Source organism: Pseudomonas sp. DW-iso3, from assembly GCF_058725305.1.
Genome location: NZ_JBZXDZ010000002.1, coordinates 476,511 through 493,760, shown reverse-complemented (window position 1 = coordinate 493,760; position 17,250 = coordinate 476,511). Strand labels below are relative to the sequence as shown.

General features: G+C 57.8%; 11 protein-coding genes and 4 pseudogenes. 8 read left to right on the top strand and 7 right to left on the bottom strand.

What is annotated here, in order from left to right:
- The first annotated feature begins 1 nt into the window (after nt 1).
- The 3 genes and pseudogenes from AC4PS7_RS08035 (at nt 2) to AC4PS7_RS08025 (ending at nt 3,395) form a co-directional block, all read left to right on the top strand.
- On the top strand, nt 2-1,237 hold the full coding sequence (locus tag AC4PS7_RS08035) for an NAD(P)/FAD-dependent oxidoreductase (RefSeq protein WP_159389956.1): 1,236 nt from the start codon (nt 2-4) through the stop codon (nt 1,235-1,237).
- Nucleotides 1,238-1,448: 211 nt separating this feature from the next.
- Nucleotides 1,449-2,534: pseudogene (locus AC4PS7_RS08030) on the top strand (cache domain-containing protein); the annotation flags it as partial.
- Nucleotides 2,535-2,540: 6 nt separating this feature from the next.
- Nucleotides 2,541-3,395: a methyl-accepting chemotaxis protein gene (locus AC4PS7_RS08025; protein WP_492179355.1), complete on the top strand. Its 855-nt coding sequence runs from the start codon at nt 2,541-2,543 to the stop codon at nt 3,393-3,395.
- Here the strand turns inward: AC4PS7_RS08025 and AC4PS7_RS08020 are convergent.
- The 6 genes and pseudogenes from AC4PS7_RS08020 to AC4PS7_RS07995 form a co-directional block, all read right to left on the bottom strand.
- Complete coding sequence (locus AC4PS7_RS08020; RefSeq protein WP_238786577.1) at nt 3,392-3,598, bottom strand: RraA family protein; 207 nt, start codon at nt 3,596-3,598, stop codon at nt 3,392-3,394. The two genes, AC4PS7_RS08025 and AC4PS7_RS08020, sit on opposite strands and share 4 nt — an antisense overlap.
- A 9-nt stretch (nt 3,599-3,607) precedes the next feature.
- Nucleotides 3,608-3,718, bottom strand: a pseudogene (locus tag AC4PS7_RS08015) (RraA family protein); the annotation flags it as partial.
- 71 nt (nt 3,719-3,789) lie between these two features.
- Nucleotides 3,790-4,017 (bottom strand): annotated as a pseudogene (locus tag AC4PS7_RS08010) (site-specific integrase); the annotation flags it as partial.
- A gap of 380 nt (nt 4,018-4,397) precedes the next feature.
- Nucleotides 4,398-4,625: pseudogene (locus tag AC4PS7_RS08005) on the bottom strand (hypothetical protein); the annotation flags it as partial.
- Between the two features lie 308 nt (nt 4,626-4,933).
- Entirely contained in the window at nt 4,934-6,202 is a 1,269-nt protein-coding gene (locus AC4PS7_RS08000; RefSeq protein ID WP_492179265.1) for a tyrosine-type recombinase/integrase, read from the bottom strand.
- A 152-nt stretch (nt 6,203-6,354) separates the two neighbouring features.
- Nucleotides 6,355-7,269, bottom strand: coding sequence for a LysR family transcriptional regulator (locus AC4PS7_RS07995; RefSeq protein WP_028616088.1), 915 nt, complete (start codon nt 7,267-7,269; stop codon nt 6,355-6,357).
- 247 nt (nt 7,270-7,516) lie between these two features.
- On the opposite strand from AC4PS7_RS07995, the gene AC4PS7_RS07990 reads away from it, so the two are divergent.
- The 4 genes from AC4PS7_RS07990 to pgm all read left to right on the top strand — a co-directional run bounded on the left by AC4PS7_RS07990 (nt 7,517) and on the right by pgm (nt 13,808).
- Nucleotides 7,517-8,539: a zinc-dependent alcohol dehydrogenase family protein gene (locus tag AC4PS7_RS07990; RefSeq protein WP_010210545.1), complete on the top strand. Its 1,023-nt coding sequence runs from the start codon at nt 7,517-7,519 to the stop codon at nt 8,537-8,539.
- A 705-nt stretch (nt 8,540-9,244) separates the two neighbouring features.
- Nucleotides 9,245-10,654, top strand: coding sequence for a hypothetical protein (locus AC4PS7_RS07985; protein WP_176332033.1), 1,410 nt, complete (start codon nt 9,245-9,247; stop codon nt 10,652-10,654).
- Nucleotides 10,651-12,057 (top strand): aminotransferase-like domain-containing protein, encoded by a 1,407-nt coding sequence (locus AC4PS7_RS07980; protein ID WP_010210543.1) that lies wholly within the window; start codon nt 10,651-10,653, stop codon nt 12,055-12,057. The genes AC4PS7_RS07985 and AC4PS7_RS07980 overlap by 4 nt, the downstream gene beginning before the upstream one ends.
- A gap of 107 nt (nt 12,058-12,164) precedes the next feature.
- The gene (gene pgm, locus AC4PS7_RS07975) at nt 12,165-13,808 is read left to right on the top strand and encodes a phosphoglucomutase (alpha-D-glucose-1,6-bisphosphate-dependent) (RefSeq protein WP_010210542.1); all 1,644 of its coding nucleotides are present in this window, start codon (nt 12,165-12,167) and stop codon (nt 13,806-13,808) included.
- Nucleotides 13,809-13,872: 64 nt separating this feature from the next.
- Here pgm and AC4PS7_RS07970 read toward each other — a convergent pair whose 3' ends face one another.
- On the bottom strand, nt 13,873-14,568 hold the full coding sequence (locus tag AC4PS7_RS07970) for a pirin family protein (protein WP_010210541.1): 696 nt from the start codon (nt 14,566-14,568) through the stop codon (nt 13,873-13,875).
- Nucleotides 14,569-14,786: 218 nt separating this feature from the next.
- On the opposite strand from AC4PS7_RS07970, the gene AC4PS7_RS07965 reads away from it, so the two are divergent.
- Entirely contained in the window at nt 14,787-17,234 is a 2,448-nt protein-coding gene (locus tag AC4PS7_RS07965) for a UvrD-helicase domain-containing protein (RefSeq protein WP_176332031.1), read from the top strand.
- Nucleotides 17,235-17,250 lie beyond the last annotated feature (16 nt).

The window sequence follows — 17,250 nt, the reverse complement described above, 5'->3', positions numbered from 1 at the left end:
CGTGAACGAAAAACAAGTGGTGGTACTGGGGGCCGGTATTGTCGGCGTATGCACGGCGTTGCATTTGCAACGCCGTGGCTGCGCGGTGACGCTGGTGGACAAAGGTTTGCCGGGGCGTGAAACGTCGTTCGGCAACGCAGGCATCATTCAGCGTGAGGCCATTGAGCCCTATGCGTTCCCAAGGGATTTTGTCAGCCTGATAAACGTTGCAGCCAAGCGCGACATTGGCGTCAACTACCATCTGCGCGCGATGCCTGAATACGTGCCTGCCTTGGTCAGGTATTGGGCCAACTCCGCACCTAGGCATTACCAGGCCATTGCAGATGCCTTTCGCACGCTGATTGAGCACTCGATCAGCGAGCACTCGGAGTTGATTGAGCAAAGCGGTTCGCAAAACCTGATCGTGCGCAAAGGGTGGATCCAGGCTTTTCGTAGCCCACAGCAATTCGATGAGGCGGTGGAGCGTGCGGTACGCGTGAGTGCATACGGCGTGTTGTCCGAGCATCTGGACGGTGTCGCGCTCAGACTGGCGGAACCAGCGTTGAGCGATGCATTGGTGGGGGGCATTCATTGGCTGCAACCCTGGACGTGCATTGAGCCGGGTGAGTTGGTGCAGCGTTATGCCGATCTGTTCGTGCGTGAAGGTGGGGAGATTTTGCGCGGCGATGCGCGATCGTTGCGTCAGTCGGGAGCCGGTTGGAGCGTCGACACCGATTCTGGATCGGTCGGCGCGTCGCAGGTGGTCGTGGCGTTGGGCCCTTGGGCTCACGAACTGCTTGGCGAGTTGGGCTACCGCATTCCGTTGTTCGTCAAGCGCGGTTACCACGCTCACTTTGCCGATGGCGCGACATTGAGCCGCCCGGTGCTGGATACTGAACAAGGCTACATGCTGGCGCCGATGAAGCGCGGTATCCGCCTGTCAACGGGGGCGGAATTCGCCAGCTTGAGTGCGCCTCCAACACCGGTGCAACTAGCCAAGGCCGAGCGGGCCGCACGGCAGGTATTAGCGTTAGGCCCCCAAGTGGAGCGCACGCCTTGGAGCGGCGCCCGACCCTGCACGGTAGACATGAAGCCGGTGATCGGCGCAGCGCCCTTGCATAAAGGACTCTGGTTCAATTTCGGCCATGCCCATCAGGGGTTCACGCTCGGCCCGGTCAGCGGTCGACTTCTAGCAGAGTTAATTATGGGCGAGACACCAGTGGTCGATCCGGCACCCTTTGCTCCAGGGCGTTTCTGAGCTCAGTAGCTGTGCATGAATGTTCTCGCCCATCTCCCTCGGAGTAGTGGGCGAGAACCTAACTTTCATGAAAATAAAACACTGATTTTTATCTACGGACGCTGCACTCGCAGATTTCGTGGCATTCGTCGTGGGCGTTGTTTTGATTTCATTCGGTATATCCGTTCTATCGGCTCGCCCTGACTACCTATAAATACCCGCTGGAGAAGTCATGAACATCAAACAAAAGCTGACATGGGTATTTGCTGCCGTCGCCTGCCTTCCGGTGATTCTGGTCGCTGTGCTCGTCGTATTGAACTTGCGCAGCGCAGCACAAGCGAATTTCCTGGATAGCAGCGGCCGTGAAATTCGTCAGATCGACAACGGCATGAAGCAGTTCTTTGAAAGCATCCGCCAAAACGTCGAATACCTTGCCAAGGATCCTCGAATTGCCACCGTCAAGGGATTGAAAAACTATACCGCTGCCAATGCTGAGCAAACCCCTGTGACCGAAGCCGATCAGCGACTCCAGGCTGTTTTTGATCAATTTGCCGAGACCCATCCGACCACCGCTTCCATTTCCTTGGGGCTCAACGACGGCGGTTTTACCGGTTGGCCCGACGACCAGAAAATGGCCAGCTACGATCCCCGAGTGCGTCCTTGGTACAAGACCGCCATGGCGGCCGCGCCAGGCTCAACTGTGCGCACGGGCGCTTACTACTGGGCGCCTGATGACATGGTGCTGGTCAGCACGGTTCGCGCTTTCGCCGATGCCAGCGGCAACCCGGTGGGTGTTGTCGGCGTGGATGTCTCGCTCAAACAACTGACTGAACTGGTTAAAACCATCAAACTGGGCGACAGCGGATACCTGATGATGGTCGAAGCCAATGGTAACGTTCTGGTCGATCCCGCCAATGCCAAAAATAGTTTCAAGCCCCTAGCCGACCTGGGCCCTGGCTATACCGAGCTGGCAAAGAGTGGCGATGGCATGACCCAGGTGGAGATCGATGGGGTGCCGTACATGGTTAATGTGGTCAGTTCCGAAAGCCTGGGCTGGCGCTTTATTGGTCTGATCAAGCGCGATGAAGTCATGGCTCAGGCCACCAGCCTGACAGGATTGATCGCGCTGATTGCCGCCGTGTTAGCCGTCATCTTTGCCATCGTCGGCGCGAGTTTCGCGAGCATGATTGTTCGACCGATACGTGGCGTTGCGAATGGCCTGCAAGAAATAGCCGAGGGGGAAGGCGACCTGACTCGCGAACTGGAAGTGCGGGGGAAGGATGAAACGGCGACATTGGCGGGTTTGTTCAACCAGTTCCTCGGAATGATTGCGCAACTGATGCGGCGAATCGGCAGCGCTTCTTCAGATCTGCAAGAGGTTGCGGCGGACACCAGTCAAGTGGCCAGCAACATGAACAACGCTGCCGTTCGACAACGCGAAGCGGTTGAGTTGGTAAGTACTGCGTTCAACGAGATGGTCGCGACCTCCAATGAAGTGGCGCGCTCTTGCAGTCAAGCGGCTTCAAGTGCGGACGTTGGTTATCGAGAAGTGCACGACGGACAAAAGCACATCGGCGAAGCCACGGGTAGCGTCCTTAAACTGAGCGATGATCTGCAACAGTCGGCGCGGACCATGCAGATGCTCGAGCAGGACAGCAAGAACATCAACGCCATCCTCGATACCATTCGCTCTATCGCCGAACAAACCAACCTGTTGGCGCTCAATGCCGCCATTGAGGCTGCCCGCGCCGGCGATCAGGGTCGCGGATTTGCGGTGGTGGCCGACGAAGTACGTGCCCTTGCGCGACGTACTGCCGACTCAACTGGCGAGATCGACAGCTTGCTCGGCAATCTGGCGCGACGAACGCAGGAAGTGACACAACAGATGCAGAAGAGTCTACAGGCGTCTCAAGGCAGTGTTGAATCTATCCAGCAAGCGCGCGACAGCTTCGACAAGATTCTTGGTTCGGTGGACTTGATCCGTGACCAGAATGCTCAGATCGCCACGGCAGCAGAAGAACAGCATCAGGTCGCCGAAGACATCAACCGGCATATCGCGCAGATTCATGCCGATGCCCAACTGGTCGAAGAATTCGCACGCTCGGCGCATGCGGGATCGGGCCACTTGACGAATATTTCAGGGCAACTGAAGGGGTTAGTGGGACGTTTCAAGTTCTAGCTTTCAATTGAACAGCCGTTGCGAATCAGCAGTTCGTCCACCCAGCGGCGGTCTGACGTGCCGGCTTTAATTTGCGCCATCAACCTCAATTCATCATCATGTTTTTTCAGCGCCAGCGCATGGACTTCCTCAACCTCATGACGCGGCACGCTGACCACGCCGTCGGCATCGCCGCAAACCAAATCACCTGGGAGAATCACCATTCCGCTCAAGGCGATCGGTAGATTGACTTCTCCAGGTCCATCCCGGAAAGGCCCTCTATGGGTAACACCCAAGGCGAAAACTGGAAAACTGCCAGCCAGCAATTCTTCGCTGTTACGGATGGCGCCTGATATGACCAGCCCGCCGAGTTTGCGACGGATCGCATGGGCGATCTCAAGTCATGAGGTGTTCATTCCCCATTCAAACCACCAGACAGCACCAGGGTGTCATCATGTCGGCGACGTGCTAGCGGCTTGCGATTATTGAAACGTGATTGGCGGTCCCCAACCTGTTTGCTGACGACCTTGAGATCGACATGCCCATTATGATGCTTTGCGGGGAAGCACCATTGAGAGTGTCCTGTGAGCTGACGAAGCTTGCTGAAATAGTGGGCTCCAAACGCAGATAGGAACACGTGGTGGTGGCCGAATTGCACAAGGGTTGTCCTTGTGAGTTATAGGTACAGCCCTGAAAGAGTTCTCGCAAGACAGCCCCCAAGACCATTCAGTCCACGAAAGCTGGGTGGTCTTGGGTTTCTAAATCAGGTGGTTTGAAGGTTTTCGCCAAACCGATCGACTGCATTTATCGTGATGCTGCCTGTCGCCATCGACAGTATTGGGTCGTTCCCTGCTGATCAAATCCGATGAAATCGGTGGTCTGCGACCCGTTTCTGGTCCAACCGGAGTTAGGTTCGCTGTCGTTCATGCGGTGCTCTACTGCGTTCCAGTCGTACCATTGGAAAAGTCCACTCACCGAAGGACCCTTCCGTGTGGATGACCACACCCGAATTTTCCATGGCGATTACTCGGTGGAAACCGGTAGCAACGCTCGAAACTGAGGCTGCTTGCAGACTGAGGGTACACATAGGTAGAAAAAATTTCGAACTAAAAATTTCCCTTTATTTTCAATAACAAAGAGAAAGGTTCGATTCCGGCTTCGCTTCTCAACCTCGTTCACCTGCTTATCACCGATGATGGGATACGCATAAGTGGTCAGTGTATTGGTCAATTGCTGGGCGTGTTTTGCATTTTTCCAGCCAGGTCAGTGAGCTTCTATGTAGTCTTCGGCGACTTCTCTGAACGTTTTGACAACTGTTTCGCTGTCTTCCTACGGTGGATCACTCAGAAGCTGACGGAGTTGAATGGGTCAGAGCCACTTTTCACAAGTATGCGAGCTTGCGCTGCCGAGTCTCGAGCATCGGGCAAGTCCAGTATCGTCGACTGTGTCTAGTCCCATGTCTCGCGTCTTCCCATTGAGCTTGAAGCGATAGATCCAACTTCATTGCCGGGTGCTTGATCGGTGGCTGCACTGATGGCGAGCGAGTATTACCAAAATGGTCAATTTGCTACGTCAAACGCCGCGTTTTTCCGCAATTGGTCCAGGTAGTCGGCCCATTGCTGGGCCGCCTCCCGCCGCTGTACCAGCAGCTGCGCACGGGCATACACGGCGCCCAGCGCGCCTGGCATGCGGTGCGACAGCGACAGCTCGAGCACAATGGGGTCAATGCCCAGATGCTCATGGGCAATGGTCCTGTAGGTCGCGCGAAAGCCGTGGGCAGTGATGTCGTACTCTGGCCAAATACGCTGAAAGGAGTTGAGCATGGAGGTCGGGTTTATGGGGCGTCCCGGATAGACCGGCGAGACGAACACCCAACCCTTGCCGTCTGCATCCACCACACAGGTTTTGCGTAGCTTGCGCAGCAGGACCAGGGCTTGCTCGGGCAGCGGCACGATGTGCTTGCTCTTGTCCAGGTGCTTGGTCTTGCTGACCACGTAGCGCCAATCGGCGCCCACCAAGTCGACGTCCTCCCAGCGCATCTGCACCAGTTCGCCTGGACGGACCGGCAACATAACCAGCAGACGCATCGCGGCGGCAACGCTGCCGTCGTTGCAGTCATCCAGACGCAGGAGAAACCTGCCTAGGTCGGCTGGCCTTTCGATCGCTGGGTTGCTGGTTACGACATGGCGGATCTTCAACTCCTCAATGTTGCTAAGCGCCACATTGCGCTCCACCCAGCCTCGTCCCTCGGCAAAGCCCAGGACGGCACGGATGATGGTACGCACGCGCCGGGCCATGGCCATGGTGCGCTGGCGACGCAACTCCGTAATGATTGTGGTGATGTGCTCCAGCTTGATCTCGCTGACCGGTTTTTTACCAATCGCGGGCAAGATGTGGTTGTTCAGCGCTCCGTTAAACCCCGAGATGGATTTGGTCACCAGGTCGGCAGACTTGAATACCAACCATTGCTTGGCTACGTACTCGAAGGTACGCACCTCGTTGAGCAGGTGTGCTTCGATCTTGGCGGTCTTGGCCTTGAGCGGTGCGGTGTGGTTAGCCACGTCGTGGCGTGCGCCGCGGGCAATGTCGCGCGCTTCTTTGAGACCAATGTCGGGGTAAGCGCCGATGGAGAAGCGGTTTTCCTTGCCATGCAGCCGATACTTCAATCGCCAAACCTTGGAAGGGGATTTGCCGACCTTGCTCGAGGCCCTCACCTCCAAGTAGAGACCAGGGACTTCGCCGTCAGCGTGTTTGCCGGGTTCGGTCAGCGAGCGGATCAAGGCGTCGCTGAGTTTTCGTTTGAAAACATCCGCATTATCTGGGGGCATCGGTGGGGGCATCCGTTTTAAGAACCGAAATTTGCCCCCAATTATGCCCCCATAAGCTCTGGAATCCATTGGATTTAGACAGGCGGCAGTAGACTGATAATTAAATTAAGCTGTTGTTATAAAACAGTTTTGTGGAATTTAGTGGAATTCCATTACAAGCTATCGGGGTCCCCAAAAAACATCTGAATCCGTGACCGCAACCACCGCTCACCCGGATCGTTATCCTGCGACCCACGCCACGCCATATGCAGCTCAAAGCTGCGCACCGGCAACGGCGGGTCCTCCGCCCGCAGGCCTCCCGCCGAGGTCAGCGCCTCGGCCGCATAATCCGGCACGGTTGCCAGAATATCCGTGCCTGCCAGCAAAGTACCCAGGCCGTTGAACTGCGGCACGGCCAGTACTACATGGCGTTTGCGGTCGAGTTTCTCCAGTTCTTCATCGATAAACCCGCTCAAGTCACCGGCAAACGACACCAGCGCATGGGGGCGGGCGCAGAAGTCGTCCAGGCTCAGGGAGCCCGGTACGCTGTCGGCGCGCAGCAGTTTGGGCAGGCTGCGGCGCAACACTTTGCGTTTGGCGTTGGCCGGCAGGTCGGCGGTGTAGCTGACGCCGATGGAGATTTCGCCGGACGCCAGCAGGCCGGGCATCAGGATGTAGTTGACGCGGCGTACTACCAGCACAATGCCGGGGGCTTCGGCGCGCAGGCGTTTGAGCAGTTGGGGCAGCAGCGCGAATTCAACGTCATCGGAAAGGCCGATGCGGAACACCGCAGTGCTGGTGGCCGGGTCGAACTCGGCGGCGCGGCTGACGGCGGTGGAAATAGAGTCCAGCGCCGGGGAGAGCAGGGCGAAGATTTCCACTGCCCGGGCCGATGGCTCCATGCTGCGGCCGGTGCGCACGAACAAGGGGTCATCAAACAGCCCGCGCAGGCGTGACAAGGCCGCGCTGATGGCCGGCTGGCCGAGGAACAATTTCTCGGCAGCGCGGGTCACACTGCGCTCATGCATCAAGGTTTCGAATACGATCAAGAGGTTAAGGTCGACACGACGCAGGTCGTTACGGTTCATCTTGTGTCCTGGAAGAGTCAGCAAACTTGACGAGAGCGGCCATATGTAAACAATGGCCGGCATGAATCTTACGGGGAAAGGCTGGTACTCTGCACAGGATAATTGAGTTTTCCTACGATAGCTGAGGTCTATCCCTCACATGCGGAATCAATGACAGGCATGTCGACTATTAATGGCGACCGGTGGCCTTAGCCGGAAAGCCCAGATAGAGTTCATGGCATTAGAGGTTACTTTGACGAGGTTTGCGATGTCCCGCACGATCCGTTTTCACAAGTTTGGTCCGGCCGAGGTGCTCAAATGCGAAGAGCATGCAGCCGCGCAGCCCGCACCGGGCGAAGTGCAGGTGCGTGTCGAAGCGATTGGCATCAGCTGGTATGACATCCTGTGGCGCCAGAACCTGGCGTCTTCCCATGCACGCCTGCCGTCCGGCCTTGGTCATGAGATGGCCGGTGTCGTGGTCGCTGTAGGCGATGGCGTGGATGATTTGGCTGTGGGCGATAAGGTGGCCAGTTTTCCGGCCGAGAGCCCCAATGATTACCCGGTGTATGGCGAGCAGATCGTCCTGCCCCGTTCGGCCTTGACCCGGTATCCGGATGTCTTGAGCCCTATCGAGGCGAGCGTGCACTACACGCCGCTATTGATTGCCTACTTCGCGTACGTGGATCTGGCGCGGGTCAAGCCTGGGCAATTTGCCCTGGTGACGGACGCCAGTCACTGCGCCGGGCCGTCCTTTGTGCAACTGGGCAAAGCGCTGGGCATACGGGTGATTGCCGCCACCAAAGACAGTGATGAGCGTGAATACCTGCTGTCCCTCGGTGCGGAGAAAGTCATCGTCACCGAAGAGCAGGACTTGCTGATGCAGATCAACAAGTTCACCGACAACCGTGGTGTTGACGTGGTGTTTGACGGTTTGGGCGGCCCGCAGATGTCGTTGCTGGGCGATGTGCTCGCACCGCGTGGCAGTCTGGTGCTGTATGGCTTGCAGGGCGGCAACCAGACACCGTTCCCGGCCTGTGCAGCGTTCCAGAAGAACATTCAGTTCTTTGTGCACTGTATCGGCAATTTCACCGGCAAGCCTGAACTGGGCATCATCCAGGACCAGGTCGCCTTGCAGCGAGCGCTGAGGGACATCAACCAACTGACTGCCGACCGTGTGCTGGTACCGTTGAAAACCACCGTGTTTCCGTTCAATCAGTTCGTGGAAGCGCATCGCTACATGGACGAGTGCCCGTGCCGCGAGCGCGTTGCGTTGCAGGTTGAGGCTGTTTAGCCTGTAGGAATATTCTCAAAAAAGTATTTCTTACACCTGTCGCATGGGGCAAAAGCGCCATTTGACAGGCTGCAGCGGTGTTACCCTTCAGCTGCAAGACGGGTACTTTAACCCCTGAAATCTGATCTTTTCACTCACGCCGCCCTGAAATCCAGTGCGGCGTCTTTGTGTGCGCGTGACTTATAGGCCGGTAGTTATTCATCTGCACTGCTTTTCGGCAGGGTTCTGTATCTATTAATCATTATTCCAACACTGATAATTGCGCCTTCACTTTCATCTCAAGGACTGAGCAATGATTGAATATCCGATACCGCTATTGCGAGTAGTTGAGACTGATCTCGCAGCAAGCGCAGGACGCCAGGGGAATACATTTGCCCATGTAAAACCTCAATACAATAAGTTTGAAAGTTGGTCGCAGTTATTTGTAAGACGCTTCCTTAACTGGTTGCTCAGGTATGTGTAAGAGTTTGTCGGAAACATCCTAGGGTCGCGATCCAGTTTGCCGAGGGCCAGTAAATACGGGGTTTTTAAGCCTTTTCAGGGGGCGATCCTAATACGATGGACCTGATGTCATTTTGTTGCGTGGTGCTAGTGTCTAGTCATTAGCGCACAGGGCTGCGCGCGAATTTCTTACACGCGTAATAGGTCGAGCAAATACTGTCAGCAGTTGCTTGAAACTGATATCCAAACTCAGGTAATAGAATGATGAGCACTATTCACGAACAAGCTATGACGTATGTTTATCAGCAAGTTCTACAACGCCTGATCGGGCACTTTTCTCGTGCAGAGCGAACGGCACTCCAGTTATTGGTCCAGCGAATCGTGGTGGCGGCAGGCGGCATGGAGCAAGTGGGGGGTTACAAAGTGCTGGTGGCCCATGGTGGCGGCAAAGTGAGTAGCTACACATTGGCCTTGCTGCGGGCTGCCCAATTGACCATCGCCGGCCGAGCCCCGCGAACCTTTCACTTGCGGGTCGCGACATTGCGGCATGCGGGAATGACCCAGGGCATGCTCGACGACCTCAATCAGGGCTATGGGCGCCTGTTTCTGCATGATGATCCAAGGGTTGAGCTGCTGATGGTAGACAACCAGGAAGTGACACCCTTCAACCATTTGCGACCTGCGTCTACGATTGGGCGAGAAATCAGCCAGCGCAACATGTTGATGATCGGCCACCTGAGCGCCGGTGACTGCCGTGCGACATTAAGCAGTGATACCTACTTGGCGCTTGGGGATTTCTACCAACGCGTCACTGCCTGGGATGGCGGGGTCCATGCACTGGTCAGTGGCGATTCCCCGCGTAAACAAAGTCAGCTTCTTGCCTGGCTCAAGAACACAGCACGCGGCGCGGGTATCGCGATCTCGGACACTTGGCCGTCGTCGCTCACCGGGCTGTTCGCGCGCATGGACGAATGGAGTACCGCTTATTACGGTGACGTCTACGGAGAGCACTATGGGGTGAGTGACGACCCCAGCAAGAACGGCCATCGTCACTTGGCTTACATTGGTGTTGCCGATTTGCTGGACGACGTCGACCTGCCATCTTCGCCCATGCTCAACGAGTTCATGGCCTTCACGCCTGACCCGCAGGGTTTTCACTTCAGCCATCCTTCCTATTCCAATCCCCTGCTGATGGCGCACCTGCGTGGGTTGCAGGCCCAATGTCTACGGGACCTGGATTATCAAGAGGGCGTGCAAGAGTTTATGCGGCAGGCCGCACGCCATATGCCCGAGGCGTTGCTCGCGCAGGTGAGGAGCAGTGAAGGGCGCAGCCTGTCGAGCACCTACGCTCAACAGTTCTTTGGCTTGGACGAGACGCAATTGATTTGCCTGTTGTTTTCACCTTTTGTCCATCATGGTGAACGGCTGGAAGGCTATTTGCGACAATGCCATCCGGGCATGCTGGTGGCCTTGCCTGAACTGCACAAAGCCCTGCAGGGCAAACCGTCTGCCGACATGCTGCAACAGTGGGTCACCGATACCAGCGGTTTACCGATGCCTTTGTTGCAACACCTCTATCGCAAGCGTGCGCTGGGCTACTCAAGTGGCAAACTGCGCAGTGCTGACACCATGGCAGAGGGCAGCGCGCAGGCCTGTCAATCGTCCGGGCGATGACGCTGCGCGGCGAACGACAGGCGGATTTCGCGTATCAGGCGGTCTATCGCTACATGATCAACCTGATCAACGAAGTCAGTACCGATACACGAGTAAAACTGCCATCCCTGCGGCAATTGGCGGGACGCTTGAACGTGTCGATCTCGACGGTCCAGTATGCCTACTCGTTGCTTGAAAAAGAGGGCAGGGTTTATTCGGTGGCTAAATCGGGTTATTACGCCTGGCCACTCTCGGCAAATCCGCTGGCGGGCACCAGCGGTGATCCGCTTGATCGGCTCTACGCAGCGGCGCGGCGCCCTGGCATGGTGGTGCTCAGCGGAGATGAACCCGCGCTGCTGGCCTCGCTGGATGGCACGCTGTTGCGTCTGGAGCGCGAACTCGTCCGCCAATATCCGCGGTATCTGCAACCCTGGTCCCAGCCTTGCGGTGTCTGGGAGCTGCGCGCGGCGTTGGCGGCGCGCTATACGTCGTCGCCCACCCGCTGCTGGCAGGCCGATGATGTCTACATCGGTCCCGACCTGCGCGGTGTATTGGACATCCTCATCGAAGTATTGGGCCTGAGGGGGGCGCCGGTGATTGTGGAATCGCCTTGCGATTGGTTGGTCCTGCGCCTGCTCCAGGATGCCGGGGTGCGTGTTATCGAGCTGCCCTGGACACCGGACGGGCGACTGGATCTGGTGAACCTCGATCACTTGTTAAGCGCTGAGTCGGTGCGTCTGGTGTTGCTGTCATCAAGGGTCAGCTTGCCGGCCGGGGTTTCCATGCCACCCCAAGATCGCCTGGCCCTTGCACAATTGCTCGATCAATACGGTTGCTGGCTGCTGGAAAACGACACCTTTGGCGAGTTGGGTTTCGACGAGCCGCAGGCTGCACTACGCGAGCTGGTGAACCCTGAACGATTGATGGTGTTTTCCTCCTTCGAGAAAGTGTTGGGTTCGGAAGCGCCCTATGGCTATCTGCTGTCTCGGCGTATGAACAACGAATTGCAGCGCCATTTCCTGCTGCGCTCCTTTCGTTTATCACCGATCCGTCAGCGCGCCATTGCGCGCCTTTATCACAGCGGGCGGATCGACCAGCACCTGCGTGGGCTGCGCCTGCAGTTACGCCTGCAGGCGGACGAAATGTGCGAGCGCCTGGACCGGGACCTGAGCGACCAAATGACCTACCGTGCGCCAGCTGCCGGCGCAGCGTTCTGGTTGCGCTCCATAAGAACCGTCGATATGCGCCAGGTATTCCAGCGCCTGCTTTCCCAGCAAGTGGTGATTGCCCCCGGCGAACTGTTCAGTGTCAATGGCCTGCATCAGCAGCATTTGCGCCTGAGCCACACCTTTCAGGGGCAACCGGACCTGAATGTCGTCCTGGCGGCGCTAAGCGAAGCATTGCGTCAGGCACAGATGGGATGATTGCGTGAAGTTTCTTTGACTGTTGTAGGATCGATAACGTCGCGAAGCAGTCCAACACTCAGTAAACTGCCGTTTTTTTCCCGAATCCTTCTTTCCGAGGTTTATGCATGACAATCAGTCCTTTTGCGGGCAAGCCGGCGCCAGCCCAGTTGCTGGTGGATATCCCGCGACTGGTCACGGCCTACTACACTGGCCAGCCTGATGCAGCAATCTCCACCCAACGCGTGGCGTTCGGTACCTCCGGCCACCGTGGCAACTCGTTTGAACTGAGCTTCAACGAATGGCATGTACTCGCCATCAGCCAGGCTATCTGCCTGTACCGCGAAGCCCAAGGCATCAACGGCCCGCTGTTTGTGGGGCTGGACACCCACGCACTGTCGACACCTGCCGGTGCCAGCGCGCTGGAAGTGCTGGCCGCCAATGGCGTGCACGTGATGCTGGCTGAGGGCGATGAGTACACGCCGACGCCGGCGATTTCCCACGCGATCATTTGCTACAACCGTGGCCGCACCAGCGGCCTGGCCGACGGCATCGTCATCACGCCGTCGCACAACCCGCCGCAGAGTGGCGGTTACAAGTACAACCCGCCCAATGGTGGGCCGGCCGACACCCACGTCACCAAGTGGATCGAAGCCAAGGCCAATGAGTTGCTGGCCAAAAAACTGGCCGGGGTCAAACGCATCACCCACGCCCAGGCCCTCAAGGCTGACACCACCCATCGTCATGACTACCTCAACACCTATGTGGCTGATCTGGTCAATGTGATCGACATGGATGCCATTCGTAGCGCCGACCTGCGCCTGGGCGTGGATCCGCTGGGCGGAGCAGGGGTGCGCTACTGGTCGGCGATTGCCGAACACTACCGGCTGAACCTGGAGGTGGTGAATACCGAGGTCGACGCGACTTTCCGGTTCATGTGTGTTGACTGGGACGGCCAGATCCGCATGGACCCGTCCTCCAGCTACGCCATGCAAGGCCTGATTGGTCTCAAGGAGCGTTTCGACGTTGCCTTCGCCTGCGACCCGGACCACGATCGCCACGGCATCGTCACCCCGTCCGGCGGCCTGTTGGCGCCGAACAATTACCTGGCGGTGTCCATCGACTATCTGTTCCAGAACCGTCCTGACTGGCGCGCGGACGCCGCCGTGGGCAAGACTGTCGTCAGCAGCGGCTTGATCGATCGCGTTGCCGCCCGCATTGGCCGTCGTTTGTACGAAGTGCCAGTAGGCTTCAAGTGGTTTGCCGATGGCCTGTTCGACGGTTCGTTGGGCTTTGGTGGCGAAGAAAGCGCCGGTGCTTCGTTCCTGCGCAAGGACGGCACGGTCTGGAGCACGGACAAAGACGGCTTGATCCCGGCGCTGTTGGCCGCGGAAATGACCTCGCGCAAAGGCCAGGACCCGAGCCAGATCTACCGCGGCCTGACGGACGCCCTGGGCGAACCGTTCGCGATTCGTGTGGATGCCAAGGCTACTCCCGCGCAGAAAGCCCTGCTGGGCAAGTTGTCGCCGGACCAGGTCACGTCTACCGAATTGGCCGGGGAGAGCATCCAGCAGATCCTCAGCCATGCGCCGGGCAATGACCAAGCGATCGGCGGGTTGAAGGTGATGACCGAAAACGGCTGGTTCGCCGCGCGCCCATCCGGCACCGAGGATATCTACAAGATCTACGCCGAGAGCTTTATCGGTGAGGATCACCTCAAGCAATTGGTGGAAGAGGCGCAGGTGTTGGTAGACGGTGCTATCAGCCAATAACTGATCCTGTGTAGGAACTTGGGGGACGTCGGCAAGCACTCGACGTTCCCCAGCTCCAACAGGGTCAGGCGAGGTCGACCAAGACAATTTCGCTGTCTTCAACCGCTGTCACTCGCAACACCTGCTCGTCTTCAACCGCCACACCATCTCGAGCTTGTGCACGCAAGCCATTGACTTCAATGAGTCCGGTCGCCGGCACCAGATACGCCCGACGCCCGTTGTCCAGCCGGTATTCGGCAGTTTCTCCAGCCCTCAGGTTCGCCGCCACCAGCCGTGCATCCGCACGAATGCGCAAGCTCTCGCTGTCCCCGGCCTTGCCACTGGCCAGCGTCACAAAGCCCTCGCGTTCACCCTTGGGAAACGGCTTGGCACCCCAAGACGGCGGTAAGCCGGCCTCGTTCGGAATGATCCAGATCTGGAAAATCTGGGTCGGCGTGTCTTCCAGGTTGTACTCGCTGTGGGCGATCCCGGTGCCTGCGCTCATCACCTGTACATCACCGGCTTCGGTGCGACCCTTGTTGCCGAGGTTGTCGGCATGGCTGATCGCGCCTTCACGCACGTAGGTGATGATTTCCATGTCGCGGTGCGGATGCTGCGCGAAGCCAGTGCCCGGCGCGATAATGTCATCGTTCCATACCCGCAGGTTGCCCCAGTGCATGCGCTCGGGGTCGTGGTACTCGGCAAACGAGAAGTGGTGATGAGCGTCAAGCCATCCGTGGTGGGCGCCGCCCAGGGATTTGAAAGGTCGAAGTTCAAGCATGATCGTCTCCTGTGAATGGCTCTATGATCCTGCAGCTCATAATCGATAAAAAGCGTAAAAACTGCCTTATTCCTATCGGCTAATTAGATTGGTCGCTGGGGTTTTGACTTTCAGTTCATCGCCTAACTGCATGACTGCAAAGCAATTGGCTGGAACTCGGCGTCGATTCCGGCGACCATGGCGCACTTGTCTGAACCCAGCTCATCGCAGGAGTCCGCGTGTCGCAACAAAAGCCTGATCTTCCTCCCGAACTGCGCCCTTTGGCTGAGATGCCGCTATTCAAACGCTTGGCTGCACGCCTGTTTGGCCATGGTCTGACGCGTCTGCGCGCCCAGCACCGGTTCTCCTGGCTGCACGGGCAGGCCGACGGTTTTCGCAGCGGGCATGAGGCGGGCGTGGAGTATGGCTACCGCGAAGGTAAGGCCGAGGGCATCGAGGAAGGTCGTCAGGTGCTATTGATTCGTGACTTCCGCCCGGATGAACACCGAGCGCCGGGCGTGGATGACAGTCTGTTCGATGATTGGCGCCTGCCGCTTACCGCCGAGCTGAAGAAACGCATGAAGGCCGACGTTGCGCGATTGCTGCCGGCTCATGCCCAGCCCAGCGCGGCGCAATGGAAGATGATTTTCAGCGAAACGCCTTCAACCTCAGTGATCGCCGGGGCCGGTGCCGGCAAATCCACGTCGCTGGTGTTGCGCATTTTGCTGCTCACCCATTACCTGGGCTTTGAGCTGAGCTCGATGACGGTGGTGACCTTCACCCGTGAATCGCGCAAGGACTTCATCAACAAACTCATGGAAATTCTCAACCTGTGGGGCCAACCCCTGGGTGTGAAAGAAGCCCAAGCCGTGGTGCGTACCTTTCACTCGCGCATTCTGCCCATGGTGCGCAGTCTCCCGGGCTTTGAGCGCCTGCAAGCCTTCGAAAACCTGAACTCGGGTTTTGAAGACGCCGACAGCAACCCCTTCGACCTGCGTATCAACGAAGCCCAGCGCCAGCAGATGAATGCCTGCTATCACCGGCTGCACAGGGAACACCCACGGTTCCGTGAGCTGATTGCGCCGCTGGCGCGCCACGGCCTGCAGCTAAAGGCGTTGGAGCGCGATCACCCGGATGTGCAAAAACGCGTGGCTGTTACTGAGCTGGCCGCCAAGCGCGATGAAGAACTCTGCGATGTGATTGAGGACCTGTGGTTCCGTGCAGGTGCGTGGCCGATCAAGGGCATTGAACCCAACCGCCAGACCATAGAAATCAACGGCGCGCAATTTCACTGCCATGGCTATATCCCCGAGCTGGATGCCTGGGTAGTGCTGGGCTTCGATTCACGGGAAAACCCGCAGACCAGCCGACCTCACTCAAAGCTTTCGGTGCGCGCAGAGTGGGCGGTAAAGCGCACGTTGTTTCAAGCTTTCTGTCATAAGCCATTGATATGGCTGGATAGTTATGAATCATCAAAGCGTTTGCTGAGCAGTGTGGCCGGTGACGCCATGGCCGGTCCCGGCTTTGATTACAAGGTCAAAGGCGAGTTGGCGTCAGCGCCGCTGCTGGACAGTTTCGTCGCGGCCGCCGGATTTATCGAGAACCTCGGCCTGGACGTACCCACCGCTGTCGGGCAGATGAGCTTTGCCAAGGATGACCCGGACCGCTTCTTCTTTGAAGCCTTGAGCATCTTCTGGAAGGCCTTGGAAGATCACCTGCTGGACCAATCGCCACCGATCATGACCTATAACCGGATGTTCTCGCTGTTCGGCGAAAACACCCCGGAAAACCTCAAGCTGCTCAGTGATCCGCTGCTGCGGCCGCTGTCGCACCTCATGATCGACGAATTCCAGGACATTTCGCCGCAGATTGTCTCGTGGATCCGCGCCAGCCTGCGCGAGATCCGCAGCCGTGGCCCTTCGATGCATATCGGGCGCGGCGCCCAGCGCTCATCGTTGCTGTGTGTAGGGGATGACTGGCAGTCGATCTATGGCTGGCGGGGCAGTTCGCCCAAGTACTTCATGGCCTTCGACAAGGAGTTCCCATCGCCGTCTACTACCCGCGTGATGTTGGGCGAGAACTACCGCAGTCACCAACACATCATTGATGCGGCCGAGCACATCGTGCGCGCCGCACCGGCGATTCCTGGCAAGAAAGCCAAGGCCAGTGGCGCGCCCCAGGCCTTGGTGCCGGTCAAGGTGCTGGAACGGGACGACGCGGCATTGGGTCGGCAGCTGTCGGAGCATTACCAAAAGGGCGATTCGATCTTGATGATTTATCGAAAAAGTGGCGATAAGTCATTGATTCAAGAGCATATTAGCTCTGTAGTTAATGTGGATTCTAGCTTGCCGCCCCAGGCACGCAGGCTGAAGCAATTGACCTATCACAGTGCGAAGGGCCTGCAGGCGGACGCGGTGTTTATGCTTGGGGATTGCCAGCATGTCACCAGCTCGCCGTATAAAAACCAAGTATACCGGATGGCGGGCCTGGGCAATGCTGGCGACAGCGAGCCCTATGACAATGCGCAAAAGGACGAAGTGCTGCGCCTGGCCTATGTGGGCATCACCCGCGCCGTGAGCCATTGCTATTGGTACGTGGAAAAGCCCGAAGGCCAGGCAGTGAATGTGCCCAAGGCGTCGGAGCGGGTGGATGGCAAAAAAGCCTTCTTCGATGATCAACGCAACTGAGGGTGCACCGCAGCTA